At 61.8% G+C, this 24225-nt stretch carries 25 protein-coding genes and 2 pseudogenes; 14 read left to right on the top strand and 13 right to left on the bottom strand.

Translation table 11 applies throughout. The features are described 5' to 3' along the window. Positions 1–8: 8 nt before the first annotated feature. The 6 genes from RNZ50_26740 to RNZ50_26715 all read right to left on the bottom strand — a co-directional run bounded on the left by RNZ50_26740 (position 9) and on the right by RNZ50_26715 (position 3784). Positions 9–677 (bottom strand): hypothetical protein, encoded by a 669-nt coding sequence (locus tag RNZ50_26740; protein ID MDT8858555.1) that lies wholly within the window; start codon positions 675–677, stop codon positions 9–11. Continuing rightward, positions 674–1420 (bottom strand): DNA methyltransferase, encoded by a 747-nt coding sequence (locus RNZ50_26735; protein ID MDT8858554.1) that lies wholly within the window; start codon positions 1418–1420, stop codon positions 674–676. The genes RNZ50_26740 and RNZ50_26735 overlap by 4 nt, the downstream gene beginning before the upstream one ends. Positions 1421–1936: 516 nt before the next feature. Then, positions 1937–2890: a helix-turn-helix domain-containing protein gene (locus RNZ50_26730; protein MDT8858553.1), complete on the bottom strand. Its 954-nt coding sequence runs from the start codon at positions 2888–2890 to the stop codon at positions 1937–1939. Then, positions 2887–3279, bottom strand: coding sequence for a VRR-NUC domain-containing protein (locus RNZ50_26725; protein MDT8858552.1), 393 nt, complete (start codon positions 3277–3279; stop codon positions 2887–2889). The genes RNZ50_26730 and RNZ50_26725 overlap by 4 nt, the downstream gene beginning before the upstream one ends. Further along, positions 3276–3539: a hypothetical protein gene (locus tag RNZ50_26720; GenBank protein MDT8858551.1), complete on the bottom strand. Its 264-nt coding sequence runs from the start codon at positions 3537–3539 to the stop codon at positions 3276–3278. Before RNZ50_26720 ends, RNZ50_26725 begins: the two co-directional genes overlap by 4 nt. Then, positions 3536–3784: a DNA-binding protein gene (locus tag RNZ50_26715; protein ID MDT8858550.1), complete on the bottom strand. Its 249-nt coding sequence runs from the start codon at positions 3782–3784 to the stop codon at positions 3536–3538. Before RNZ50_26715 ends, RNZ50_26720 begins: the two co-directional genes overlap by 4 nt. Before the next feature lie 724 nt (positions 3785–4508). On the opposite strand from RNZ50_26715, the gene RNZ50_26710 reads away from it, so the two are divergent. Beyond that, entirely contained in the window at positions 4509–5105 is a 597-nt protein-coding gene (locus tag RNZ50_26710) for a hypothetical protein (GenBank protein ID MDT8858549.1), read from the top strand. Between the two features lie 42 nt (positions 5106–5147). Here the strand turns inward: RNZ50_26710 and RNZ50_26705 are convergent, their stop codons facing one another. Beyond that, entirely contained in the window at positions 5148–6404 is a 1257-nt protein-coding gene (locus RNZ50_26705) for a site-specific integrase (protein ID MDT8858548.1), read from the bottom strand. Between the two features lie 298 nt (positions 6405–6702). Between RNZ50_26705 and RNZ50_26700 the strand changes: the two genes are divergently transcribed. From RNZ50_26700 to istB (RNZ50_26680), 5 genes are all read left to right on the top strand, one after another. Beyond that, positions 6703–7038: a hypothetical protein gene (locus RNZ50_26700; protein MDT8858547.1), complete on the top strand. Its 336-nt coding sequence runs from the start codon at positions 6703–6705 to the stop codon at positions 7036–7038. Between the two features lie 12 nt (positions 7039–7050). Then, the gene (locus RNZ50_26695; GenBank protein MDT8858546.1) at positions 7051–8139 is read left to right on the top strand and encodes a HigA family addiction module antitoxin; all 1089 of its coding nucleotides are present in this window, start codon (positions 7051–7053) and stop codon (positions 8137–8139) included. Between the two features lie 382 nt (positions 8140–8521). After that, positions 8522–8887: a hypothetical protein gene (locus tag RNZ50_26690; protein ID MDT8858545.1), complete on the top strand. Its 366-nt coding sequence runs from the start codon at positions 8522–8524 to the stop codon at positions 8885–8887. Between the two features lie 74 nt (positions 8888–8961). Beyond that, entirely contained in the window at positions 8962–10500 is a 1539-nt protein-coding gene (gene istA, locus RNZ50_26685; GenBank protein MDT8858544.1) for an IS21 family transposase, read from the top strand. Between the two features lie 12 nt (positions 10501–10512). Further along, on the top strand, positions 10513–11274 hold the full coding sequence (gene istB / locus RNZ50_26680) for an IS21-like element helper ATPase IstB (protein ID MDT8858543.1): 762 nt from the start codon (positions 10513–10515) through the stop codon (positions 11272–11274). Here the strand turns inward: istB (RNZ50_26680) and RNZ50_26675 are convergent. The 4 genes from RNZ50_26675 to RNZ50_26660 form a co-directional block, all read right to left on the bottom strand. Further along, complete coding sequence (locus tag RNZ50_26675) at positions 11265–11708, bottom strand: hypothetical protein (protein ID MDT8858542.1); 444 nt, start codon at positions 11706–11708, stop codon at positions 11265–11267. The genes istB (RNZ50_26680) and RNZ50_26675 overlap by 10 nt on opposite strands. A 115-nt stretch (positions 11709–11823) precedes the next feature. Beyond that, positions 11824–12732: a DNA-processing protein DprA gene (locus RNZ50_26670; GenBank protein ID MDT8858541.1), complete on the bottom strand. Its 909-nt coding sequence runs from the start codon at positions 12730–12732 to the stop codon at positions 11824–11826. A 306-nt stretch (positions 12733–13038) separates the two neighbouring features. Beyond that, a complete protein-coding gene (locus RNZ50_26665) occupies positions 13039–13206 on the bottom strand; it encodes a hypothetical protein (protein MDT8858540.1) in 168 nt (55 codons plus the stop codon). 94 nt (positions 13207–13300) lie between these two features. After that, a complete protein-coding gene (locus tag RNZ50_26660) occupies positions 13301–13486 on the bottom strand; it encodes a hypothetical protein (protein MDT8858539.1) in 186 nt (61 codons plus the stop codon). A gap of 481 nt (positions 13487–13967) precedes the next feature. Between RNZ50_26660 and RNZ50_26655 the strand changes: the two are divergent. The 3 genes and pseudogenes from RNZ50_26655 to RNZ50_26645 all read left to right on the top strand — a co-directional run bounded on the left by RNZ50_26655 (position 13968) and on the right by RNZ50_26645 (position 17089). Beyond that, a pseudogene (locus RNZ50_26655) lies at positions 13968–14735 on the top strand (AAA family ATPase). Further along, the gene (locus tag RNZ50_26650; protein MDT8858538.1) at positions 14702–15877 is read left to right on the top strand and encodes an AAA family ATPase; all 1176 of its coding nucleotides are present in this window, start codon (positions 14702–14704) and stop codon (positions 15875–15877) included. The pseudogene RNZ50_26655 and the gene RNZ50_26650 overlap by 34 nt, the downstream one beginning before the upstream one ends. Positions 15878–16963: 1086 nt before the next feature. Continuing rightward, on the top strand, positions 16964–17089 hold the full coding sequence (locus tag RNZ50_26645) for a hypothetical protein (GenBank protein ID MDT8858537.1): 126 nt from the start codon (positions 16964–16966) through the stop codon (positions 17087–17089). A 35-nt stretch (positions 17090–17124) separates the two neighbouring features. On the opposite strand, the gene istB (RNZ50_26640) is transcribed toward RNZ50_26645, so the two are convergent. Continuing rightward, the gene (istB, locus tag RNZ50_26640; GenBank protein MDT8858536.1) at positions 17125–17940 is read right to left on the bottom strand and encodes an IS21-like element helper ATPase IstB; all 816 of its coding nucleotides are present in this window, start codon (positions 17938–17940) and stop codon (positions 17125–17127) included. Next, complete coding sequence (gene istA / locus RNZ50_26635; protein MDT8858535.1) at positions 17937–19445, bottom strand: IS21 family transposase; 1509 nt, start codon at positions 19443–19445, stop codon at positions 17937–17939. Before istA (RNZ50_26635) ends, istB (RNZ50_26640) begins: the two co-directional genes overlap by 4 nt. Positions 19446–19622: 177 nt before the next feature. On the opposite strand from istA (RNZ50_26635), the pseudogene RNZ50_26630 reads away from it, so the two are divergent. The 5 genes and pseudogenes from RNZ50_26630 (at position 19623) to RNZ50_26610 (ending at position 24211) form a co-directional block, all read left to right on the top strand. Next, a pseudogene (locus RNZ50_26630) lies at positions 19623–19754 on the top strand (CsbD family protein). Between the two features lie 724 nt (positions 19755–20478). Then, the gene (gene istA, locus RNZ50_26625; protein ID MDT8858534.1) at positions 20479–22017 is read left to right on the top strand and encodes an IS21 family transposase; all 1539 of its coding nucleotides are present in this window, start codon (positions 20479–20481) and stop codon (positions 22015–22017) included. Between the two features lie 12 nt (positions 22018–22029). Continuing rightward, complete coding sequence (gene istB / locus RNZ50_26620; protein ID MDT8858533.1) at positions 22030–22791, top strand: IS21-like element helper ATPase IstB; 762 nt, start codon at positions 22030–22032, stop codon at positions 22789–22791. 41 nt (positions 22792–22832) lie between these two features. Beyond that, the gene (locus RNZ50_26615; GenBank protein ID MDT8858532.1) at positions 22833–23789 is read left to right on the top strand and encodes an IS5 family transposase; all 957 of its coding nucleotides are present in this window, start codon (positions 22833–22835) and stop codon (positions 23787–23789) included. Between the two features lie 41 nt (positions 23790–23830). Then, positions 23831–24211, top strand: coding sequence for a hypothetical protein (locus tag RNZ50_26610; GenBank protein MDT8858531.1), 381 nt, complete (start codon positions 23831–23833; stop codon positions 24209–24211). Positions 24212–24225: the final 14 nt, after the last annotated feature.

Here is a 24225-nt window from a genome sequence, read left to right as displayed (position 1 = left end):
CGCGGCGGTCACTTGCCGCCGCGTTCCTGCCACGGCCGCACCTTCGGCATCGCCGCCGTCACCTCCACCTCCCGCAGCATGCCGCCTACCACCAGCCCATCCCGCACCCAGTCCAGCGCCAGCCACCAGTCCTCATAGCCGCGCCGGGCGGAGGCAATCTGCTCCGGATACGGCCGCCAGGTGACCGGGCAGGCCAGCACCTCCACGGTCCGCCACTTGCCCCGGGTCCTAACCCGTTCGATGCCAACGATGATGGTGCTGGATCGTTCGCCATGCTGATTTTGCTTGGTCTCCAGAGGCACGCAGCGCGGCACCACGCCGGGCATCCAGTCCGGGGTCATTCCGGCGCGGGCAAATTCGGCGACGCTGATCGCCATACGGATGCCGCCGAGACTGTCAGGAATCCCCGCAACAGTGGCTGCGACGACCTCGGCATCCGCGTGGGTGTAGCTGTCCATCTTGTGATGGCCGCCATCGACTTTGCAGCCCAGCGCTGCTTGCTGAAGGAGGACGTATTCAAGGCCGAAGCCGAAACCTTCCTCGACCACATCCTTCGGCGGGGGCAGTTCCAGTTGAGCCTGTTCCACCCGGAACGCCCATTCCAGCATCGCCTGCACGCCCAGCGCGCGTTTTGTCCTGGTACCACGAGCATGCCCGATCCGCCCCTGCATGCTCATGGCTGCAATCCTTCAAAGAGCGTCATCTGCGCTGGACCTTCCGGCCCATCCGCCGGGCGCCAAATCCAGGGGCCCGAGGCCGTGGGCAGCCGCGAGAGCGCGCCACGCATGTGCCGCTGCCAGTGGATGAACTCCGTTTCCGAGCAGGCGCAGAGCGCGTGCCCGATGGGCCAGCCCATCAGCCATCCGACGAAGAGCGGGTTCAGCCGCCGCCGTGCCCGGGCTTTCAGGATCCGCCGCGATACGACCCGCCCATGCGAGGCAATCATCGAAGCCCACAGCGGGCGCGAGATCGGGGCGTGTGGCGAGGGCCGCTGCCCATCCGGCGCGGTCGCCAGGACCGGGCGGGTGAAGCCCTGTTCCGCCCGGTAATGCAGGATGTCCATCCGGCTCTTGCCATCGGCGCGGATGATGCTGGCTTCGCTCGATCCCTTCCAGTTCTGTGCGGCTGGTGTCGGCCACTGGATTGCTTGTGCGCTCAGCTTCGGCTCGCCCCGGCTGTTGATCTTGCCGCGCAGCCTGTCCATCTGGTCGTCCGCCACCGGCGTTTGCCATTGTGCCGCCTGCGCTGGCAGGGGTGGTGTTCCGCCCGAGCCATAGCTCTGCCCCGGCCCACCCTTCGCGCCATCCGTGGCCTTCGGCGTCGACCAGTTGGTGATGCCCAGCGCCAGTGCTTCTGCCTTGCGGGTGAAGTCGCTGTTCCCGGCCGGGTTGTAGCGATCGGTGCCGGGGTGCAGACTCATCGGTGTGGGCCAGGATGAAGATCCGGAGCCGCTGGTGCGGCGCGCCGACTTCTGCCGCCGAGAAGAGGCCTGCCGTAGGCGTGTAGCCCAGTCCCCAAAGCTCTCGCAGTACGGCTTCAAGGCCGAGCTTGACATGGCCTGAGACGTTTTCGAGGAAAACCCATTCGGGTCGGCACTCTCCGATGACGCGGGCGACCTCGGGCCACAGGTGGCGGGGATCGTCGGCACCGCCGCGCTTTCCGGCTGCGCTGAAGGGCTGACAGGGATATCCAGCCAGCACCGTGTCAAAGGCACCGTGGAAGATGCTGGCATTGAAGCTACGCAGGTCATCCCAGATCGGTGCCGGGGCGAAATACCCTGCGCGCTGGGCCGCGATGAGCACAGACCTTGGCCAGTCCTCCCACTCGACGAAGGCGCGGGTGTGATAGCCTGGCTCTGCGAGCATGAGGCCCATATCCAAGCCTCCGCCGCCTGCGCAGAGGGACAATCCGTGCCGGGGACGTGACACCATGCCATTCACCGCACCCCCCGCATCCGGAGACGTTCCGGCGTGACGAGGCCCCGCCAGAGCATGGCATCGCGCATGGTGTTGCTGATGGCGCTGACCGGCAGAAAACCGTCGGCGTTCACGAGGTTGGCGTAGAACGCGGGCAGGTCGATGATCGGCTTTACCGCTGGCGCTGGATCGGATCTGCGCTTGCGACGCTTGCGCCCGGCATCCTCGGTCTTGCGCTGGGCTGCACGCTGCATGGCGCGGTCCAGCGCCTTTGGGCCATCGGGAGGCTCGGGATGATCCTTGCGTGTGCCCTTCGCCGCCGCCACGATCTCTGCTTCGGTCAGCCCCAACTCGGTGCGCCAGCGCTGGACGTGCAGCCGAGGCGGCCCACCTTGCCACCAGCCGGGCAGCGCGGCGGGGTCGAGGCCCAGCGCCAAGATCACTTCTGCGAAAAACCGATCAAAATCGGAATCTCGCGCTTGCGCGTCCTCCTCCTCCTCCTTTACAGGTTTACTTAAAGGTTCTCTTACAAGGTTAGTCTCCGGATTCCGGAGATGGCTTTGGGCAAAATCCGGAGATGGCTTTGCCGAAAATCCGGAGATGGCTCCATGTCCGGAATCCGGAGATGGGTCGCAGCCTTGTTCTTCCTCCGTTCCCCCAAAGCCGTCTCCGGTTTCCGGAGTTGGCTCTTGTGGGAAGCCGTCCTCGAACCCCAGGATGTAGCGTGTGGCCAAGCGCTTGTGGGTGCGCGGATCTTCGGCGCGCACCCGGTGGATCAGCCGCAGTTCCTGCAGCTTGGCGAGGTGGTCGTTCAGCGCCGAGATCGACATTTCCGCATCGTCGGCCAGCCGTGCCTGCGTCGGGAAGCAGCCGAAATCCGGATTGTGCCGATCGCAGAGAAACCAGAGCACGATCTTGGTGGCAGGTTTCAACCCGCGTTGCTGGATGGCCCAGACGGTTGCCTTGTGGCTCATGGCGCGACCCGCCGCGCTGGGCGGACCCGGCTGGTGAAGCCGTTGTCCGCCAGCGCGCCCAGCGCGTCATCGACCGAGCGCACCTGCGCCCAGCCAAAGCCCTGCGCGCAGACCGTGTCGCGAAACACCTCCTGCGATTTGCGCAACCGCCCCGTCTCGCTTTTGACCTCAAGGAACAGCACGCGGCCGCCGGAAATCACGATCAGGTCGGCGAAGCCCGCATGGACGCCCATGCCGACCAGGATCGACTGGCGGATTTGGCCGCGCCGATCCCCGGCGGCGATTTCGTTGGCGGCGTGGTGAACGATGGCATCGCGGGGCAGAGCGAACCGCAGAGCCAGCACGATGGCGCGCTGGGCATCGGCCTCAGGGGTGCTGCGCCGGTTCATGCCGCACCGCCGTTCGGGAAGGCCGCGGCAGCGATGACATGCAATGGGTGCCGATCGATCAGGCGCAACACCTCAATGGCATCAGCGCATTCATCGGCATCGTCGGTTTGCCCGGCTACCACGCGGGCTGCCAGGATAACCAACGATTCAGGGTGTTGCGAGAGATCGTCAAGAATGCCGCGCGCTTCGGCCAGGCGGGCTTGCATCCAGTCACCGGTGGCGGGCTGCGCAACAAGCGGGTGAGATCGTGGCTGGTTCATTTCCGTCCTCGCCGTGTCCGGGCCGGGCGGCTTTGTTCCTGCGCACTGATCCAGTCCTGGACTGAGGTGCGGCGATAGAGGACCTTCCGCCCGATCCGGGTGCAGGGCGGCCCAAGTTGCCGTGCCTCCCAGCGCGCCAAGGTGTCGCTTGCGAGCCCAAGTTCACCAGCCAGTTGCTCGCGGCTGATCCAGTCGGCCAGAAGGTTTAGAGGCTGTTCCTGCAAGGCAGGGGCAGTCTTTTGCATTTCGATCTCCCATCGAGATCCCGGCGAAGGCCGGGGACGGGCAGAGGAAAGCAGACACACAGGACCGGAACCTAGGCGGAGACCGGAATTGAAGCGCCGGATTCAATTCCGGTCCTTGTTTCATTGAGATTTAGGCATGACCTCCGGAATGCGGAATGGGACAGCCGCCCATCTCCATTCCGCCGTTTCCGGTGCTGATGGCCAGAAATTTCCGCCCGGCAGGGGTGGTGGTCGATGCGGGTCAGGTTTGGACCGCATCAATCGGACAAAGGCATGCGCAAAGCGTCTGCGCCCATGATTCGGTGCAGGATCACCCTGCGTCGCAGCCGTCAGGGCAGTGCCGGATAATCACGACACCGGTGAACATCGATCATCGTGCATAGTTCGGGCAGCGGCCACATTGGCCAAGCGCGTGATGTCAAGAGTTTACCAGAAAAATAATTTGTTCATGTTTTACCCTCAGTCCAAAATTCACGGGGATGGCTAGTTCTAATGCTGCCGAAGGGCGAGTAGCGTCACTATTATCAGCTCAAGGCGATTCTTTCAGTCAGGGTTTCAAGGCACTGGGGCACGTGGCACCCGGTTCTTGAGGCATGACCGAAGACGACACCTTGAGGCGTCTTTTGGACTGAATGCTTGAGGACAAGTGACTGTTTAGGAACGCATTCCCGCAATACCCGGCGCTGACAAGGGTGTTGCCAATTATTGAGAGGACGCACATCCCATGACCCTGCCACCAAGAGCCTTCTTTTCCCTGAACGAATTTTGCGACCGCCTGGACTGTTCCCATGCCGATGTTGCCGCGTGGTCGATTGTAGGCCTATTCTCTATTTTCACCGGCATCTCCCCGGTGCTCTGCAGCCTGCAGCCCGTGGCAGGGATCGTCGCGGTCAACGCCGCCGATATGATGAAGATGTTCCGCCGCCATGGGCATTGCGACGAGGAATGCCGGGTGATCCGCATTCGGCCGGAGGGCAGTATCGAATGGCTTCACATCACTGATCCAGCGGGGGGCGTCGTCATCAAACTGGCTGACTTGCTGCTGATGGCCGACGACGTGCGGAAGTTCGATGATGACCCCGACCGGCGCCTTCGCCCGGCACCCCCTTCAGGTGCTGCGTCGCGCTACGACTGGGACGGGGCAATCATCATGCTGTTTTGCAGGTTCAACGACCGTGGAATACCCGCGACGCAGGTGGAACTGATCACTGAGGTGCAGGACTGGTTTGCGCAGAACTCGCCCACGGGCGAGATTCCGGAGGAGAGCACCACTCGCAAAAAGATCGCGCCGATCTGGCGGGCGCTGCGGGAAACCGCTTGAACTGTGAAGGGCGCGGATCAGTGTGGGGCGGGTTGTCCCGCCTCACGCTGTTTTTTTCTCTTGGTCGGCGTCATGCACCAGTTGCGGGCGGGGCCGGAAAATGTTGGCAACGGCATTCACCCCGTCGCGCAGCGGGGAATCCATCAGGTGGGCATAGCGCTGGGTCGTCTGCATTTGCGTGTGGCCCAGCAGCTTGCCGATCATCTCAAGCGAGGCCCCGCCGCTGACCAACAGCGATGCAAAGGTGTGCCGCAGATCGTGGATCCGCACCTCTGGCAGTTCGGCCTCCTTCTGGATCGCCGCCCAGAACCGGCGGATTTCCTTCACCGGCTGGCCGGGCGTGTCGCCGGGAAACAGCCAAGGGTTGCCACGCGGCACCAGCAGCCCGCGTTGCCGCACGATGGCCCCGACGTCGCCCGAAATGGGAATGCGGTGGATCTTGCGCTGCTTGGTGGTTGCGGCGGGTTTCGACCAGCTGCCAAGGTCCAGATTGAACTGTTCAAACCGCGCCTGGCGTACCTCCCCCGACCGCGCGCCGGTCAGCATGCAGAGCCGGATGATCCCGGCCGCGCGCTGGTCCTTCGCCGCATCCAGCGCCTTGGCCAGTCGGGCGATCTCCTCCGGCGACAGGAACCGCTCGCGCTCATTCTCTATCCGGCGGCGAAACGCAGCGGCAGGATTGTCATCGCGCCAGCCCCAGCCGATGGCCAGCGTGAACATCTTGCGCAGCACCTCACCGACCCGGTTGGCGCGCACCGGCGTGGGCTTAACCCCCTGCAGCTTTCGCGCCCGGTTGTTGGGCTTGGCCTTGGAAGGTCGGGCGCGGCCAGCGGCGATCTTGGTCAGCAGCTTTTCCACGTCATATTTGGTGATCTCGGTCACCAGCTTCCTGGCCCAATCGGGTGCCACCAGCTTGTTCATGATGGTGTGTTGGTCGGAGGCGTTCAGCGGGGCCAGGTGCGGCGTGTGTTCAGCCAGATAGCGGGTAATCATGTCGCTGACCCTCGGCGCCTCACGCGCCGATTCCTTCTGGCTGAGAGGATCGATCCCCTCGTCGATGTCGCGCCGCAACTCCTTGGCACGTTCGCGGGCGGCGACCGTGTTCCATTCCGGCCAGCGCCCGATGGTCATCCGCCGCTGCCGCCCGCCAACCCGGTAGTCGAGCGTGAAGGCCCGGTTGCCGGAGGGGTAGATGGTGATAGAGAACCCGCGCACATCAGTGTCGAAAATCTGGTAGTCCCGCCCCAAGTTGGCGGCCTCGCGGACGTTTTTCTCGTTCAGTTTCAGCCTGTTGACCATGGATCGCACTCCTTCGCTCATCCGACACAGGCGTAGATTCGCGCCCATATCAAGCTAAGCATGGCGGCAGGGGCGGAATGCAGGCGGAGAGCGGAATTGGGGAGGGGAGGGGCGTTCCGGTTATAGCAAACCTTGTCTTGAAGGTGGAACGTTAAGACTCTGCGAGGGGCCCCGTGAATGTGGCATGTGAGCTTGAACCCGAAGTTTTCGTCCATCCCAGGCCAGTTAAATTTCATTGTGCCCATTGAAGGTTTCGTGTAGGTCATTACGTATTGCGTAACGAAAATGGGTTAATGGCTTGGACATCGACTTCAAGAACACCAAACTCGCGAAGCTGATGAACTCTGAAACGGCTCTCAAGCGGGAGTTTGGTGACCGCGTGGCGAAGACCATCCAGATGCGGCTGCAACTTCTAAAGAACGCGCCTAGCTTGGCAGACGTGCCTACAACTCCGCCGCCCCGGCGGCATCAACTGTCTCAGAACAGGGATGAGCAGTTTGCGGTGGACCTTGTCCAACCCTACCGTCTTATCTTTGAGGTAAACCAAGATCCGATCCCGCGCAAAGAAGACAACGGAGTAGACGTGACCAAGGTGACAGCGGTCAAGGTCCTCGAAGTGGCCGACTATCACTGACGGAGAGATGAAATGGCAATGGCAATAAATACTTACAATCCAGACTATGCAGTGCCGCCGGGCTGGCTGTTGGAGGAGCACCTTGAGGTGAGTGGGATTTCGCATGCGGAATTTGCTCGTCGATGCGGCAGATCAGCCAAGATGATCAGCGAAATCATCGCGGGGAAGGCTCCGGTTGAGCCTGAGACAGCACTTCAGTTCGAGAAAGTGCTGGGTGTTTCGGCGCGCATTTGGCTTGGCATCGAAACCGATTATCAGCTTCACATGGCGCGAAAGGCTGAAGATGAAGAAGCTGCGTGCCAGCAGGATTGGCTGAAGGCATTCCCTCTGAAAGAGCTTGTTTCGCGAGGGTGTTTCAAAAAGCCAGCATCGTCAGCAGACGCCGTCTCGAAGGTGCTGTCCTTTTTCCGGGTGGGGACGGTTGATGCTTGGCTGGTTAAATATGCCTCTGCGAACGTGGCTTACCGGCATTCGCCAACTTTCAAGAGCAGTGATGCATGCCTTGCGACCTGGCTGCGGATGGGGGGGGTGACAGCCGATCAGCAGGAGTGCGCAGATTACAACGAAGCGAAGTTCAAGAGCGCTGTTCATGAAGTTCGTGGGTTGACGCGCGAGCCTGTAGGCGAGGCGCTGACCCGGACGAAGCAGCTTTGCAATGAGGCAGGTGTTGTCCTGGCGCTGGTCAAGCCTTTGCCCAAGACCGCATTGAGCGGCGCTGCTTGGTGGCACTCTCCTCGCAAAGCTGTTGTACAGTTGAGCGCGCGGCACAAGACAGATGACCATCTTTGGTTCAGCTTTTTCCACGAGGCGGCGCACATCATCTTGCACAGCAAGAAGGATGTGTTCGTCGACGCTACCAACGGTGATGGGGAAAAACTGGAAACGCAGGCCAACGAATGGGCCTCGAATGCACTGGTGCCAAGTGCAGCATGGCGACAATTCATTGTGACACAGCCGCGAAGTGAAGCTTCGGTTCGAGCATTTGCCAACGAGCAAGGCATCGCCCCGGGTATCGTTGTTGGAATGCTGCAACACGAGCGCGTTGTGCACTGGTCACATCTCAACAATTTGAAGGTACGTCTGAAATGGGTGGACGCGTAGAACGTCAAGTTGTGAAATGGCGTTGAGTTCGGCGAAGGCAAGGATTTTTGGGCCTTTCCGGTTGGCCGTTCCCGACTAGGATCGATTAAAAGCGATCATGCTCGCCCCCTTTCACCTCAACGCCACCTCAACCCACGTATGCAGTTTTGCGCCGTTGCAACCCGCTGCAATTCTTCGAAATCCGTCGATTGCCGCCGAACGACGACCACAAGGTTTTTCGATTTCAAAGGCTTGTCGGCTAAGCTACTGAATTGAAAGGATTAGTGAAAGTCCGGGCCCATAGGCTCATAACCTGAAGGTCACAGGTTCAAATCCTGTCCCCGCAACCAAATTACTTTTAGATATCAATGCCCTACGCCCCGACTCACCGCGGGGCTTTTGTATGACCAAATCCCAGGTCAACAATAGGTCAACAAAACGAGGCAAGTTGCGACAGCGGGCAAGTGCAACCGATGATCCATCAGTCATCGGGACCACCAAAAAGCGAAGCGAGATCGATAGCCTCGGGAACGCGCCGTGCAATAAACAACCCGGTGATCCTCGCAGAAGGAAAGCGACGCCTCAAAACGTTGGACATGGCGCGAAATCGGCAGCCCGTCACGAGCAGGTCATCGACTATGCCGATCCACTGTGGCGCGTTTATCGTAAGCGCCTCATCGACTGCGTACACCTTTGCGTGTTTCGCTTGATGGTGGGCATCGATTTCACGGGATCATGGGCAGTCATTTCGCGTGAAGCTGGGCACTGATTTCGCGGGATCGCGGGCAGGTCTGGTCGGCAAATTGAGGATAGTTGCGCCTTCAGGAATGAAGGGGTGGCTTGATGCCGACAGGACGATTGAACATGCGCCGGATACGAGATGTTTTGCGATTGAAGCTTGGGCAAGGCCTGAGCGAGCGGTCCATTGCCGCTTCCCTCGGTCTGAGCAAGGGGAGCGTCGGAAGCTACACCCAACGGGCGCGTCATGCCGGGCTCACGTGGCCCTTGCCGGAGGGGATCGATGACGACAGCCTTGAACTTCTTTTGTTTCCAGCCCCGCCCACGGTGCCGGACGCGGAGCGGCTTGTGCCCGACTGGGCGGAGATTGACCGCGAGTTGCGCCGCCCTGGGGTGACGCGGATGCTGCTCTGGGAAGAATACCGTGCCGCGCACCCCGGGGGTTTTGCCTATACTTGGTTTTGCACGCATTACGAGGCTTGGAAGGGTCGGGTGCGCCCGACGATGCGCCAGACACATGTGGGCGGCGAGAAGGTGTTCGTCGACTTTGCCGGCGACACCATCGACGTGATCGACCCCACGACCGGCGAAGCGCGGGCCATGAAGCTGTTCGTGGCGGCAATGGGGGCATCGAATCACACCTATGCCGAGGCGGTGGCATCGGAGGGGTTGGAAGATTGGATCCTCGCGCATATCCGGATGTTCGCCTTTCTGGGCGGCGTGCCAAAGGCGGTGGTTCCGGACAATCTGAAGTCCGCCGTGATCAAGGCAGACCGGTTTGATCCGGGGCTGAACCGGACCTATGCCGAGATGGCGGCGCATTATGGCACCGCCGTTCTGCCCGCCCGGCCGCGCAAACCCCGGGACAAGGCGAAGGTGGAAGTGGCTGTCCAAGTGGCACAACGCTGGATTCTGGCGCGGCTGCGGAACCACCGGTTCTTCTCATTGGCCGAGTTGAACGTGGCGATCCGGCGGCTGCTGGACGAGTTGAACATGCGCGTGATGCGCGGCTATGGCGCCAGCCGCGCCGATCTGTTTGCCACTTTGGATCGGCCCAATCTTCAGCCCCTACCGCCCGAACCTTATGTCTTCGCCCGCTGGAAGCGCGCCCGCGTGGCACCCGACTATCACGTTGAGGTCGACAGCTCATGGTATTCCGTGCCCTTCGCGCTGATCAAACAAGAGGTCGATGTTCGCACAAGCGGCCAGACGGTCGAGATATTCCATCGTGGTCAGAGGGTTGCGAGCCACGTGCGCACCCCGGGGCGGCGCAGCCATGTCACCGTGGCCGACCATATGCCATCGGCCCATCGTCGCTTTGCCGAATGGACCCCGGCCAGAATGCTGGCGCAGGCAACCAAGACCGGCCCCGCCGTCGCCGCCTTTTGCGAGATGGTGATGGCTGACCGCCCCCATCCTGAACAGGGGTTCCGCACCTGCCTGGGTGTGCTGGCCTTGGTCAAAACCTATGGGCCGGAGCGCGTTGATGCGGCCTGCCAGCGGGGTGTGACCATCCGGGCCCGCACCGTCACCTCCATTCGTTCGATCCTCAAGACCGGCCTCGATCGCGCCTTCCTGGAAGGCTCCGAAGAGGTCGCCCCCCTCCAGCACGCCAACATTCGTGGCGGCAGCTATTACCATTGAGAAAGGACTAAAATGCTGACCCATCCCACCCACGACCGACTGTTGGCGCTCGGCCTGACCGGCATTGCATCGGCGCTCGAAGAACAACGCAGGTCAACCGCCTTCGACGCCCTCTCGTTCGAAGAGCGTCTCGGCCTGCTGGTCGACCGCGAGGCTGCAGAGCGCGACACCAAGAAACTGGCCTCCCGGCTCAAGTTTGCGGCTCTGCGCCAAGATGCCAGCGTCGAGGATCTGGACCTGCGCAGCCCACGTGGTCTTGACCGCAGTGTCATGGCGCATCTTGCCGATGGCGGCTGGATCGCCCGGCACGAGAACCTGCTGATAACCGGGCCGACCGGTTTGGGCAAAAGCTGGATCGCCTGCGCCCTTGGCCACAAGGCGTGCCGGGATGGGCGGCCCGTCCTCTATCAACGTGCGCCGCGCATGTTCGAGGCCCTTGCTCTGGCCCGTGGCGATGGCCGCCATGAACGCATCCTCAAAACCATCGCCCGCATGGATGTGCTGATCATTGACGATTGGGGCCTCGCCGTCCTCACCGCCCCGGAGCGCCGTGACCTGCTGGAAATCCTCGAAGACCGCCACGGCCGCGCTTCCACCATCGTCACAAGCCAACTCCCCGTTGACCAGTGGCACGAAGCCATCGGCGACCCAACGCTCGCAGATGCCATCCTCGACCGCCTCGTTCACAACGCACACCGCCTCACCCTCTCAGGTGAAAGCCTGCGCAGGCGCTCCGCCGTCACAAAAAAGCTTGACCAAATCGTTCAAGCCTGACTCCATGAAAGCGTCGGCCAGCCTGCCCACGATCCCGTGAAATGACTGCCCAGAATGGCGCGAAACGCGTGCCCACGATCGCGCGAAATCAGCGCCCATTCTCCGCGAAATCCGCACACCTTTTCCCATTCGACGGGTGGGGGCCGGTTGGCGCTCTCGTGGGCAGCTGGCATGGGCATCGTTTGAACAACAAGCTCCCGAACATCCGGGACCAAGCCTGCCGGTGCACGCAAGGCGCGCAGCATGTCCATCATCCTGTCATCGTATTCGGCATCAGTTTTGAGCTTTGAGGGCGGAACCGGAACGAGGGTGATCGCTCCGAAAGCCTCCCCAATGTTCGCCGAGAAAGCGTTGGCAACCGCATTGATCTCGCGGACTTTGAATTTCCAGCTTGGCGTGCCCCTGTACTTAACGGGTCGCTTGAAATTGGTCATCACCCCATTAGTGGCGCTGTGGGAAAACCCTTTACGAGCTGAATAGTCACCAAAAAACAGACATTCATCCCCTGACTCGAGATGGTGATGATCGCCGCGCGTAAGCTCGTCGATCTTAGTGAGTCGTGACGGGAACGAGGTGTCGCCGGATGTCGTCATAATCGGTGACACGGATTGCCCCGCGCTCCTCGAATGTGTGGGGCCACTTAAGGTCCAGTCTGCGGAAATTGTTCTCCAAAATGAAAACCTTCCGCCCTTGTTTCAGTGCATGGCGCGCTTGGATGAGAGTTCCGGAGGTTTCGCCTGCCTCGACAATTATTGTCGCGTCGGTGAGCGCCGACATCGTAATGTTGCGCTCCGGAAAGAAGAAATTATTCAATGTTGGGTTCTTCTGGTTGCTGTAGCGCTTGACCGGCACTTGACTAATCAGCAGATGATTATCCGCGATTTCGCGCTGCAATTTCGCATTCACCGCTGGATATGCCTTCGACAGAGGTGTTCCGAGAACAGCGATCGTCCGACCCCCGTCTTCAATTGCAGCCGTATGCGCCGCCGTATCCACACCTGCGGCCAGGCCCGACACAATAGTGAAATCGTCTTCGAGCAATGATCGGACAAGCTTGCGGGTCCGAGCCAAACCCTCCGGTGAGGGCTTGCGGGTACCGACGACCGCGACGGACCTTGGTGAGTTCACCAGATCCCACCAGCCCTGAAAATACAAAAGTTCTATCGGGTGATCGGCGATCCGCAGGCGCTCTGGGTAGTCTCCCGCACCATGAACGCGAACGCCATAGCTCTTGACCCCCGCCTCCTTCAGTTTGGCATGCACATCGTTTGCATAAGATGATGCGCGCGAATGTGCGACAAAATCTGATGGAAGGGCGCCCGCCTGCCTAGAAAAAAGGTCTGCAATCGTTTTGAAGCTCGCGCTCTGCTCGTCCCAAAGGGACTCATACGCGCCAAGCTCCAAAAAGGGCGAGACCGCACGTTCAGCAAAATCTTGAGACAGCAGCTGTAGTTGCAAGATCGTTCCTCCCTCTGTCACTTTTTGATCGCCCGGTTTGGAACAAATACAGAACAAACGGGCCTTTTACAAGTTTGAACACGCCACGCGTCCGTTGGCAACATCCCGCGAGATGCCGTCCTCGAGCCTAGAATGCGGTTTGCACATCGGCACCGGCTCCAAGTTGAGGTATCGAAGCTCGGTTCTGATGGAAACGGTCCAGTGATTGTTCTGTTCCCATCGGCCCAAATCATCGAATGTGCGCTGAGACGAGGCGGCCATCGCCGCCTTAGTCCCGGTTCAACTGAAGACGGTGTTTTCGAGCGCTTAGCGCGAGCGCTTTTCGGCGACGGACCATACTGCCGAGCCGATGGTCAGCAGCGCGCCGATCAGTGGCTCGACCTCGGAGGCTTGGACGTAGCCTTTGGCAACGAGCGCAGTGCCCGCAACGGTCAGAACTTGGCGGATCAGCGCAAGAAGTGCAGGTTTCAGCATGGTGTTCTCCAGTTCAGATTTCATTGGTTGTTGCGAGGAATTCGCCCGGCTTCATGGTCGGCAAGCGCTGCAAGCGGGGCGGGTAGGTCGTGGGCTAGCGCGCGCCGAGAAGGCGGGACTTGACGATCCGCGCGATGGGAACGGCGTCGGATTGGTTGCCGCCCAGCACGTAGAAATACTTGTCGTCCTGGCCGATCGCAAAACCGAAATGGCCGCCTGAGCCACGTTCGAAGATCAGCACAGCGCCGATAATTGGCCGCACCTCGCGGCCAAAGAGCAACCAATTCCGGGCCCAGTAGGGGTTGGTGCCCAGCGCGCCCAGCAGAGGCTCATCGGGTAATTGCCAATGAGCTTACCGACAATGACCTCTTCACCGGTGCAGGTGTGATCGCTGGCGCAATCGTAGGTGGCAACATCGCGTCTCGCTCAAGCACCTACGAATCGCAAGCCTGGACTGTGCGCCTGAACAATGGCGGCATCGTCACAGTTATCCAACAGTCCGACTCCTTACGTGTCGGCATGCGGGTTAAAGTCGTTCAGGGTGGGGACGGTGTTTACCTACAGCGTATACGCTAAGGTGCATCTAATTGCTGTAGGTCGAACCGCCCGCCGACGGGATCCTTGTGCCCAAGTGGGGCATCGCCCGCAGTCTGATCTGCATCAAGGCAGGGAGGATTGGCCTGGCCTATACGGCAAGTTGCGCCAAAGTCTGGACGCTGGGCAGTCGGTCGTACCCGGCACGTTGGGAATTGGAATGCGGAATGGGTAGTCAAGTTGTACCGCCTAAACCGTCGGGATCATCTGACAGGTCAAGGCTTTTGTGGCCGCTGGTCATCATGGCGGCTGGCTTCCTGTATTTCTTCTTGCAGCTGCCGCCCGAAGCGACAGCGCCGACGGAAGTGTCCTATAGCGAAATCAAGACATTGATCCGCAATGGTGAGGTGGGCGCGGTCGTTCTTGAGGATGCGGCCATCGTCGCCACGCTGCGCCCCCAGACAACGGAAAACAGCAAGCGGGTGCGGGCCATAACCCCTCAGCAGCCCGATCCGGCGCTCTTGCCGCTCTTGGAAAACAAGGGCGTCATCATAACGGCTGAGGCGCCCCGGGTGCCGTCAGTGCTGATCTCGCTCCTGCCGTGGATCTTGATCCTTGCATTCTACTTTTGGCTGAGCAGGCGGATGACTGGCGGCGGCATCAGCGGCGGCCTGCCCGGAGGGATCGGGGATTTTCTGGGCGGACGGTCGGCCAAACCCACGAAGCCCACCCGCAAGGTAACCTTTGCCGATGTGGCAGGCCAGGACGAGGCCAAGCGCGAGGTGTCGGAACTTGTCGAATTCCTGCGCGATCCAGACCGATTTTCTAAGGTCGGCGCCACGGTGCCGCATGGTGTGCTGCTGATGGGGCCGCCCGGCACAGGCAAGACGTTGCTCGCCCGCGCGCTGGCGGGCGAGGCGGACGTGCCGTTTTTTCCACCTCGGGGTCCGAGTTCATCGAAGTGTTCGTCGGCGTCGGCGCGGGCCGGGTACGCAAGATGTTCGAAGAAGCCCGCAAGCAATCGCCATCCATCATCTTCATCGACGAATTGGATAGCATCGGTCGCACGCGTGGCACCGGCCTTGGCGGCGGCCATGACGAGCGTGAACAAACGCTGAACCAGATCCTGGCGGAGCTTGACGGCTTCAGCCCGCGCGAGGCGGTGGTGGTGTTGGCCGCCACCAACCGCCCCGATGTGCTGGACCCTGCCCTGCTGCGCCCCGGTCGCTTCGACAGGCATGTAACGCTGGAATTGCCGGACAAGACCGCGCGGCGGGCGATCTTGGATGTGCATGTCAAAGATCTGCCGCTGCGCCATGATGTCGATCTGGATCAGGTGGCCGCGGGCACACCAGGCTTTTCCGGGGCCGATTTGAAGAACCTCTTGAACGAGGCGGCTATCACGGCTGCCAGACGGTCAGCGGCGGACATCACCCCCGCCGATCTGGATGAGGCGCGCGACAAGGTGATGATGGGCACCGTGCGCACGCTGGCGATCCAGCCGGACGAAAAGCACCGGCTGGCAGTGCATGAGGCCGGGCATACCGCCGCCACCTTCTACAATCCCGAGGCTGATTCGATCTACAAGGTCACCATCATTCCGCGCGGGCGCAGTCTGGGCAGCACCCATATGCTGCCCGAACATGACCGCCACACCCTGCCCGAGCCCTATCTTCGGGTGCAGCTGACCACGCTTCTGGCCGGGCGGGCTGCGGAAAAGCTGTTGCTCGGGTCGGTCAGTTCCGGGGCTGATGATGATATCCGCCGCGCCACGGTGCTGGCGCGATCGATGGTGGCGCGCTGGGGCATGGACCCTGACATTGGCCCGGTCGATTTGCGCGACAGCGAGGATCACCCATTCCTTGGCCAGCAGATCGCCCAGCCGCGCAGCTTTTCGGACCAGACGGCAGCGCGCGTGGATCAGGCGGTTATCACCTTGCTGCATGCGGCCGAAACGGAGGCACTGCAGATCATCGATGCGCACCGCGACCAGATCACGCAACTCGTCACCCGGCTGGAGGCCGAAGAGACCCTTGATCTGGAGGCCATCCGCGCCTGTCTTGCGCCCGGAACCAAGATCACGCCCTTCGTCAAACGTCGGAAGTCACAGCACTCTCTGGAAGAGAAGCCCCAATGACCCGTGTCCCGAATACGCAGAAGACCGTTGCGTTGCGGGCCCGCCACTTTCCGCTCAAGGTTTCTGCCGCCCCACAGGACCACCCGCACCAGAACATCGATCACGAGGCCCGCAGTGTAAGTCGCCCAACTGAGCGGGGGGTGTTTGCACCCCTGTCTTCATAGAGGCTTGGATCAACCGGGTGCAAGCACATGGCAGGCTAGCCCGGTCGTCAGCGGGGACCATGCGGAACATTGCCACGGATCGTATGTGCGACCTGCGCCCGGCGAACTCCGAGCGCATCCGTTTTCTGACCCGTGACACGGTCGACGTTATCTCACCATCGAATGTCCGTCCCACCCCTCCTCCTGCGGCATCTCGGAGGGCGTCGTATCGGGCGCCTCGTCGGGCGGCATGCTTGGGATTTCGGGTGAAGATGGTTCAGGCAATTCGGGGGCTTCGGGCGGCATCTCCACTGGTGAGGCGGGCGGTTCTTCAGTCGGCACTTGGCGCGGCGGCACCGCTGACATGCGACGCGTGGGTTGGATCAGCGCCAAGGGTGCGCATGTGCGCACGGATGGTGCCCGGCCGATCTGGAACGGTAAACTCCTGCCCGGCTTGAAAAAGCTCATCTCCACAGTCCTCCAATGCGTTTCATTCATCAACCGCATCCCACACCTTAGTCCTCAACGGGTGGAAATATGATTTCATAGAAGACTACCATGGGTCTTGCTGGATGCAGCATTTCATTTTCTTCGCGAGGCGCCGCACCATCAGTTCACCGTCGATTCTCTGAGATCTCTGGTGGAAATGGCGGAAAGGGGGGAACGCTGGGTAATGCATGGACACGAGTCCGACGCCTCCATTAGCTCACGCGGCGTTCTCAAGACCGAGGCCAATCCGTGGTTGAAATCTAGCAACGCCACCATAAACCGGGGCCTTCGCTGGCCATCCCCGGCACACCGCACGCGCAGCGCCAAAAAGTCCACCAAGTGCTTGGCGCCCCCTGATCCAGATCAATGCAACAGACTGCGCCAAGTGATCTCTTGTTCAGCACGGGCGCAGGGCCACTGCAGTCCGTGAGTGCTTCATAAAAGGGGGTATGCGATGAACTGGGATCAGATCGAAGGCAAGTGGAAGCAGCTGCAAGGCAAGGTTCTTGAGCAGTGGGGCAAGCTGTGTAGCGCGTCAACCAGCATGTCCGTGACCGTCAACCACGTTGGCCGGTTTTAGGCCGCTGGGTTGGCGTATCTGGAATTGTTTTTCGCTCAGCCTTCTCCTTTGTCCTTGTTGTCGGCGATGGTTGTCGTTGGCGGTCTGCTCAGCGCCTCTTTGTTGGAGGCGGCCGCGCGCTGGCGGAAGCTTTCGGCATTCATCTCCAGGATCGCTGCGTGATGAACCAGCCGGTCGATGGCGGCGACAGTCATTGCCTTGTCGGGGAAGATCTGGTCCCAGCCGCTAAAGGGTTGGTTAGCGGCGATCGCGATGCTGCGGTATTCGTAGCGCCGGGCGATCAGCTCGAAGAGCACGCCTGTCTCGGCCTGATCCTTGTGGGCGTAGGTGATGTCGTCGAGGATGATCAGGTCGAACTTGTCGAGCTTGGCGAGCGCGGCTTCGAGCACCAGATCGCGGCGGGCGGCCTGAAGTCGCTGCACCAGATCGCTGGTGCGGGTATAGAACACGCGGTGTCCCCGCTCGATCAGGGCATGGCCTATCGCGCAGAGAATGTGCGTTTTGCCCGTGCCGGAATTGCCGATGGCGATCAGGTTGCCGCCACCCTCCAGCCAGTCGCCGACCGCCAAGGCCTCGATCCGGGCGCGCGGCAGGGTTGGCAGCGCCTTGAAGTCGAAGGTCGCCAGCGTCTTGCCAGCCGGTAGCTGTGCCTCGTTCATGTGGCGCTGAATGCGGCGCATGTCGCGCTCGGCCAGTTCGTATTCCGCGAGGACAGCCAGAAAGCGGGCAGCGGGCCAGCCTTCGGTGTCGGCACGGGTGGCGATGTCGGCCCAAAGCTTGTGGAAGCTGGGCAGGCGCAGCGCGGTCAGCATGCCTGGCAGCGTGTGGATGTCGATCTCGCGGGAGGTCATGCGCAGGCTCCCAGAAGGGCATCGAAGCTGTCGAGCGAGGGATGGGCGACGGCAACATCTCTCGGCAGCGCCGTTTGCCGCGGGTTCAGGCAGGATGCCAGAGGTCCGGGATCGGGCACCCGGCCCGCGTCCAATTCTGCTGCCAGCAGATGTGCCAGTTCCGCCTCGCAGGCCCGGTCGTGGGCGATGAACAGCAGGTCGACCATGCGGCGGCAGGCGTCGCGGCGGGGCAGATCGCGCTGCAGCACCTTCCAGGCCTCAGCGTATTCGGTTCGCGGGAACAGGCTGTCGCGGTAGATCGAACTCCACAGGGCTTGCGGTTTGCGCCGCAGCGCATGGATGACGTGATGGTAGTTGATGACATGCACGCGATGGCCATCGCCGCGACCTCGCGCCCTTGTATGGCTGACGACCAGGGTGCTGCCGAGAAAGGCCTCAAGGCGATCGTCGTAAAGGTGGACCCGCAAGCGCTGCCCGATCAGCTGCGACGGGGCGCTGTAGAAGATGCTCTTGACCAGAAAGCCGCTGGTGCGGGTGACCGGAACCACGGTCTCTGTAAAGTCGGTGGTGCGCCGGCGCGGCAGGGGCTTCAGATGCGCCCGTTCCACCTGCGTGGCCGCCGCCCGCTGCCGGTTGCGCCGTGCCACCAGAATGTCGATGAAGCGGCGGTAGTCCTCAATGCTGGCGAAGTCGCGGCTGCCGCGCAGGATCAGCGCCTGTTCGATGGCCTTCTTCAGGTGCCGGTTCTGGGATTCCACCGCGCCGTTCTCATGAGCTTCCCCGCGGTTGTTGCGACTGGCCTCCATGCCGTAATGGCCGACGAAGGCATTGTAGCGCGTGGTGATATCCTGGCGCTGGTCAGCCGTCAGGTTGCGGAAAGCGGCCGAGAGGCTGTCGGTGCGATGCTCCTGTGGTGCCCCGCCGAGCGACCAGAGCGCCTGCTGCAGGTTCTCGGCCAGGGCCGTGAAGCTCTCCCCGCCCAGGACCACCCCGACATGCTCCCACCGGCTGTAGACCATGACGAAGTGGTAGAGCAGATGCGGGAATAGCTGGCCCGCGATCGTCACCTCCAGCTCCTCGGCATGAGTGAAGTCGGACTGGGCCATGCGGCCCGGCTCCGGCGTCTGGCGGAAGATGATGTCGCGCTCGGGCCCGTTCAACGCCCGCCACTGCCGCACCCGCCGTTCCAGGGTGCGCCGGATCCGGTCATCGGGGAAGGCCAGCGGATGCAGGCCCTGAAGGTGGCGCAGCAGGGTGACGGCCTGCAAGGCGCTGTCCCTCTCCAGCAAGGGAAGGATGTCGCCCTCCCAAAAGCCTTCGAGGGGATCGGCCACCGTGCGCCCGTGAACGATCTTGCGGTTCGAGGGCAGCGTCGGATTGGCATCGAACCGTCGGGCCGTGCGCTCACTGAACCCGGCGCGGGCGGCCGACGTGCGCTGACTGTGCTTCTGGAGGTCGGACATGTATAATCTCAATTGCTGGTCGTTGATGGGTTTGTAGGCCAACCCGGATCCTCCGTTTGACGGCAGAGGAACCCGGCTTACCAACCCGCAGCGACCAGCACCTTCCCCGAAATCAATCAGGCCGGTGCGGCTGCCCTCCAGACGGGCATGCCCGTCTTCCGTTCAGCCCCACCGGCCAAGGTGGTTGTCGGCACCGGCCAAGATGGTTGTCGCTGAACAAAGCTGACCCACGATGATCTGGATCAGATCGCGGGGAAGCGGGACCAGCTTGTCGGCAAGATCCAGGAAAAATATGGCCTGGCCAAAGAAGCCGCAGAGCGTCAGGTCGATGACTGGACAAAGCATTCCTGACAACGCGCTTTCAGTTTCCCGGCGCTGTGCCGTTGCCTGCTGCCGTCATCGGATCGGGGACGGCTCAGTTCTCGTCTGACGGCTGCTGTCTTGGAGCCCCGCTTGGTAATTTCACTGAAGCCATCGTGCCTCTGGCACTAACCGCATGGAGTTCTCGATGAACAATCTGATCTGGCTCGTCGGCGCCGTCGTGATCATCCTTTTCATATTGGGCTTCCTTGGCCTGAGGTAATAGCGCGGGTGCCTTGGCGTTTCTACGCCTCGCGCTCTGCGGGCAGTCGAATTTGACTGATCTTCCACCCCGAATAGTGGGTTTTCGGGGTTCGCGTGTTGGTTTGCGCTTGCCGACTTGCGGCCCCATACATTTTCAACACTTGAAAGGAGACAGCGGATGAACTGGTGCCAGATTGAAAGCAAATGGGCTGAGATGACGCGGCGAGTTCAGCCCCAACGGGGCTCTGTTGCACAAATCCCGTGAGGGATTCATCTTGTGAATCCAGCGTGGTAGCTGGACGGCATGAGCAGACCCATACCCCCCGCCTACAAGACCAGGAACTGGCCCGCCTATAACGAAGTGCGTGTTTCGCTTGATGGTGGGCATCGATTTCACGGGATCATGGGCAGTCATTTCGCGTGAAGCTGGGCACTGATTTCGCGGGATCGCGGGCAGGTCTGGTCGGCAAATTGAGGATAGTTGCGCCTTCAGGAATGAAGGGGTGGCTTGATGCCGACAGGACGATTGAACATGCGCCGGATACGAGATGTTTTGCGATTGAAGCTTGGGCAAGGCCTGAGCGAGCGGTCCATTGCCGCTTCCCTCGGTCTGAGCAAGGGGAGCGTCGGAAGCTACACCCAACGGGCGCGTCATGCCGGGCTCACGTGGCCCTTGCCGGAGGGGATCGATGACGACAGCCTTGAACTTCTTTTGTTTCCAGCCCCGCCCACGGTGCCGGACGCGGAGCGGCTTGTGCCCGACTGGGCGGAGATTGACCGCGAGTTGCGCCGCCCTGGGGTGACGCGGATGCTGCTCTGGGAAGAATACCGTGCCGCGCACCCCGGGGGTTTTGCCTATACTTGGTTTTGCACGCATTACGAGGCTTGGAAGGGTCGGGTGCGCCCGACGATGCGCCAGACACATGTGGGCGGCGAGAAGGTGTTCGTTGACTTTGCCGGCGACACCATCGACGTGATCGACCCCACGACCGGCGAAGCGCGGGCCATGAAGCTGTTCGTGGCGGCAATGGGGGCATCGAATCACACCTATGCCGAGGCGGTGGCATCGGAGGGGTTGGAAGATTGGATCCTCGCGCATATCCGGATGTTCGCCTTTCTGGGCGGCGTGCCAAAGGCGGTGGTTCCGGACAATCTGAAGTCCGCCGTGATCAAGGCAGACCGGTTTGATCCGGGGCTGAACCGGACCTATGCCGAGATGGCGGCGCATTATGGCACCGCCGTTCTGCCCGCCCGGCCGCGCAAACCCCGGGACAAGGCGAAGGTGGAAGTGGCTGTCCAAGTGGCACAACGCTGGATTCTGGCGCGGCTGCGGAACCACCGGTTCTTCTCATTGGCCGAGTTGAACGTGGCGATCCGGCGGCTGCTGGACGAGTTGAACATGCGCGTGATGCGCGGCTATGGCGCCAGCCGCGCCGATCTGTTTGCCACTTTGGATCGGCCCAATCTTCAGCCCCTACCGCCCGAACCTTATGTCTTCGCCCGCTGGAAGCGCGCCCGCGTGGCACCCGACTATCACGTTGAGGTCGACAGCTCATGGTATTCCGTGCCCTTCGCGCTGATCAAACAAGAGGTCGATGTTCGCACAAGCGGCCAGACGGTCGAGATATTCCATCGTGGTCAGAGGGTTGCGAGCCACGTGCGCACCCCGGGGCGGCGCAGCCATGTCACCGTGGCCGACCATATGCCATCGGCCCATCGTCGCTTTGCCGAATGGACCCCGGCCAGAATGCTGGCGCAGGCAACCAAGACCGGCCCCGCCGTCGCCGCCTTTTGCGAGATGGTGATGGCTGACCGCCCCCATCCTGAACAGGGGTTCCGCACCTGCCTGGGTGTGCTGGCCTTGGTCAAAACCTATGGGCCGGAGCGCGTTGATGCGGCCTGCCAGCGGGGTGTGACCATCCGGGCCCGCACCGTCACCTCCATTCGTTCGATCCTCAAGACCGGCCTCGATCGCGCCTTCCTGGAAGGCTCCGAAGAGGTCGCCCCCCTCCAGCACGCCAACATTCGTGGCGGCAGCTATTACCATTGAGAAAGGACTAAAATGCTGACCCATCCCACCCACGACCGACTGTTGGCGCTCGGCCTGACCGGCATTGCATCGGCGCTCGAAGAACAACGCAGGTCAACCGCCTTCGACGCCCTCTCGTTCGAAGAGCGTCTCGGCCTGCTGGTCGACCGCGAGGCTGCAGAGCGCGACACCAAGAAACTGGCCTCCCGGCTCAAGTTTGCGGCTCTGCGCCAAGATGCCAGCGTCGAGGATCTGGACCTGCGCAGCCCACGTGGTCTTGACCGCAGTGTCATGGCGCATCTTGCCGATGGCGGCTGGATCGCCCGGCACGAGAACCTGCTGATAACCGGGCCGACCGGTTTGGGCAAAAGCTGGATCGCCTGCGCCCTTGGCCACAAGGCGTGCCGGGATGGGCGGCCCGTCCTCTATCAACGTGCGCCGCGCATGTTCGAGGCCCTTGCTCTGGCCCGTGGCGATGGCCGCCATGAACGCATCCTCAAAACCATCGCCCGCATGGATGTGCTGATCATTGACGATTGGGGCCTCGCCGTCCTCACCGCCCCGGAGCGCCGTGACCTGCTGGAAATCCTCGAAGACCGCCACGGCCGCGCTTCCACCATCGTCACAAGCCAACTCCCCGTTGACCAGTGGCACGAAGCCATCGGCGACCCAACGCTCGCAGATGCCATCCTCGACCGCCTCGTTCACAACGCACACCGCCTCACCCTCTCAGGTGAAAGCCTGCGCAGGCGCTCCGCCGTCACAAAAAAGCTTGACCAAATCGTTCAAGCCTGACTCCATGAAAGCGTCGGCCAGCCTGCCCACGATCCCGTGAAATGACTGCCCAGAATGGCGCGAAACGCGTGCCCACGATCGCGCGAAATCAGCGCCCATTCTCCGCGAAATCCGCAAACGAAGCGCTGAAGCGCCGCGGCTCGCTGACGATCTGGTTTGATACCGCCATGATCTGGGAGGCTGCGCCGACAGGTAAGCGCGGCCGACAGCCTGACTATAGCGATGCCGCGATCCAGACCTGCCTGACCATCAAGGTGTTGTTTGGCATGGCGCTCAGACAGACGACTGGCTTCGTCGAAAGCCTGCTGGGGCTCATCGATTTGGATTGGGCTGTGCCCAATTTCAGCACGCTGAGCCGTCGCCAGAAGACCCTGAAGGTCAACATCCCCCACCGCGGCTCGCAAGGCCCGCTGCATCTTCTGATCGATAGCACCGGGATCAAGGTTGAAGGCGAAGGTGAATGGAATGCGCGCAAGCACGGCGGCACCAAACGTCGGGTCTGGCGCAAGATTCACATCGGGATAGACGAGAAAACACTGGAAATCCGCGCAGCCGAGTTCACCACCAGCGATGTCGGTGACGCGCCGATGCTGCCCGAACTGCTCGACCAGATCCCGCCCGATCAGGAGATCGCCAGCGTCACCGCTGATGGCGCCTTCGACACACGCAAGTGTCACGACGCCATCGCCGCCCGCGGTGCGGCCGCCATCATTCCGCCCCGCAAGAACGCCAAGCCATGGAAGCCCGACACCCCCGGGGCAATCGCCCGCAACGAAGCCCTACGCGCGTCGAAACGCTTCGGCCGAACCATCTGGCGACGATGGAGCGGTTATCACCGCCGAAGCCGCGTCGAGACGAAGATGCACTGCGTCAAATTGCTGGGTCAGCGCCTCATGGCGCGGGACTTTGACCGTCAGGTCGCCGAGTTTCAGGTCCGTGTAGCCGTGCTGAACGGCTTCACGGCGCTCGGTATACCCGTCACTGAAGCCGTGGGATGAGTCTGTCCAGGGAAAGGGGAGATCTGTCTGTCACCCGATTTGTGCAACAGAGCCCTCTGACCCACGACCTGTTTCTGGTTCACGGCGAGGCGGCGGCGATCGACGCCTTGGCCGCGAGGCTGGAGGGTGTCGTCGATCCGTCCCACATCCAGCGCCCGGTCCTTGACGAAAGCTTTGAGTTGACGGCGCAGGGGTTGCGCCGGTTGTCCATTTCCACACCGCCCCGGTTGGCAGCGGAAAAGGTCGCGCGGCTGGATTGGCACAACGATCTGTCGGACTTGTTCCTCAGCATCAACGAATCCGTGGGTGCTGCGACCGACGAACGGTCCCGCGACGTTCTGATCCGCCGCCTGCGCCGGGCGTTGGCCGGGGACGAGGAAAAGCCGCGGGCCGGTGAGGATCGCATGCGCCACAGGCGGTAACGCCTGCCCGCGTG

The sequence above is a fragment of the Paracoccaceae bacterium Fryx2 genome (assembly GCA_032334235.1).
Classification (GTDB): Bacteria; Pseudomonadota; Alphaproteobacteria; order Rhodobacterales; family Rhodobacteraceae; genus JAVSGI01.
The sequence above is the reverse complement of the archived record's forward strand: the minus strand, read 5'-3'. Positions and strand labels throughout refer to the sequence as shown.

Bases quoted from the DNA above. Each gene is read 5' to 3' on its own strand.
- RNZ50_26740 (MDT8858555.1), bottom strand. From the start codon at position 677: ATGAGCATGCAGGGGCGGATCGGGCATGCTCGTGGTACCAGGACAAAA.
- RNZ50_26735 (MDT8858554.1), bottom strand. From the start codon at position 1,420: ATGAGTCTGCACCCCGGCACCGATCGCTACAACCCGGCCGGGAACAGC.
- RNZ50_26730 (MDT8858553.1), bottom strand. From the start codon at position 2,890: ATGAGCCACAAGGCAACCGTCTGGGCCATCCAGCAACGCGGGTTGAAA.
- RNZ50_26725 (MDT8858552.1), bottom strand. From the start codon at position 3,279: ATGAACCGGCGCAGCACCCCTGAGGCCGATGCCCAGCGCGCCATCGTG.
- RNZ50_26720 (MDT8858551.1), bottom strand. From the start codon at position 3,539: ATGAACCAGCCACGATCTCACCCGCTTGTTGCGCAGCCCGCCACCGGT.
- RNZ50_26715 (MDT8858550.1), bottom strand. From the start codon at position 3,784: ATGCAAAAGACTGCCCCTGCCTTGCAGGAACAGCCTCTAAACCTTCTG.
- RNZ50_26710 (MDT8858549.1), top strand. From the start codon at position 4,509: ATGACCCTGCCACCAAGAGCCTTCTTTTCCCTGAACGAATTTTGCGAC.
- RNZ50_26705 (MDT8858548.1), bottom strand. From the start codon at position 6,404: ATGGTCAACAGGCTGAAACTGAACGAGAAAAACGTCCGCGAGGCCGCC.
- RNZ50_26695 (MDT8858546.1), top strand. From the start codon at position 7,051: ATGGCAATGGCAATAAATACTTACAATCCAGACTATGCAGTGCCGCCG.
- RNZ50_26690 (MDT8858545.1), top strand. From the start codon at position 8,522: ATGACCAAATCCCAGGTCAACAATAGGTCAACAAAACGAGGCAAGTTG.
- istA (MDT8858544.1), top strand. From the start codon at position 8,962: ATGCCGACAGGACGATTGAACATGCGCCGGATACGAGATGTTTTGCGA.
- istB (MDT8858543.1), top strand. From the start codon at position 10,513: ATGCTGACCCATCCCACCCACGACCGACTGTTGGCGCTCGGCCTGACC.
- RNZ50_26675 (MDT8858542.1), bottom strand. From the start codon at position 11,708: ATGACCAATTTCAAGCGACCCGTTAAGTACAGGGGCACGCCAAGCTGG.
- RNZ50_26665 (MDT8858540.1), bottom strand. From the start codon at position 13,206: ATGCTGAAACCTGCACTTCTTGCGCTGATCCGCCAAGTTCTGACCGTT.
- RNZ50_26645 (MDT8858537.1), top strand. From the start codon at position 16,964: ATGAACTGGGATCAGATCGAAGGCAAGTGGAAGCAGCTGCAAGGCAAG.
- istB (MDT8858536.1), bottom strand. From the start codon at position 17,940: ATGACCTCCCGCGAGATCGACATCCACACGCTGCCAGGCATGCTGACC.
- istA (MDT8858534.1), top strand. From the start codon at position 20,479: ATGCCGACAGGACGATTGAACATGCGCCGGATACGAGATGTTTTGCGA.
- istB (MDT8858533.1), top strand. From the start codon at position 22,030: ATGCTGACCCATCCCACCCACGACCGACTGTTGGCGCTCGGCCTGACC.
- RNZ50_26615 (MDT8858532.1), top strand. From the start codon at position 22,833: ATGACTGCCCAGAATGGCGCGAAACGCGTGCCCACGATCGCGCGAAAT.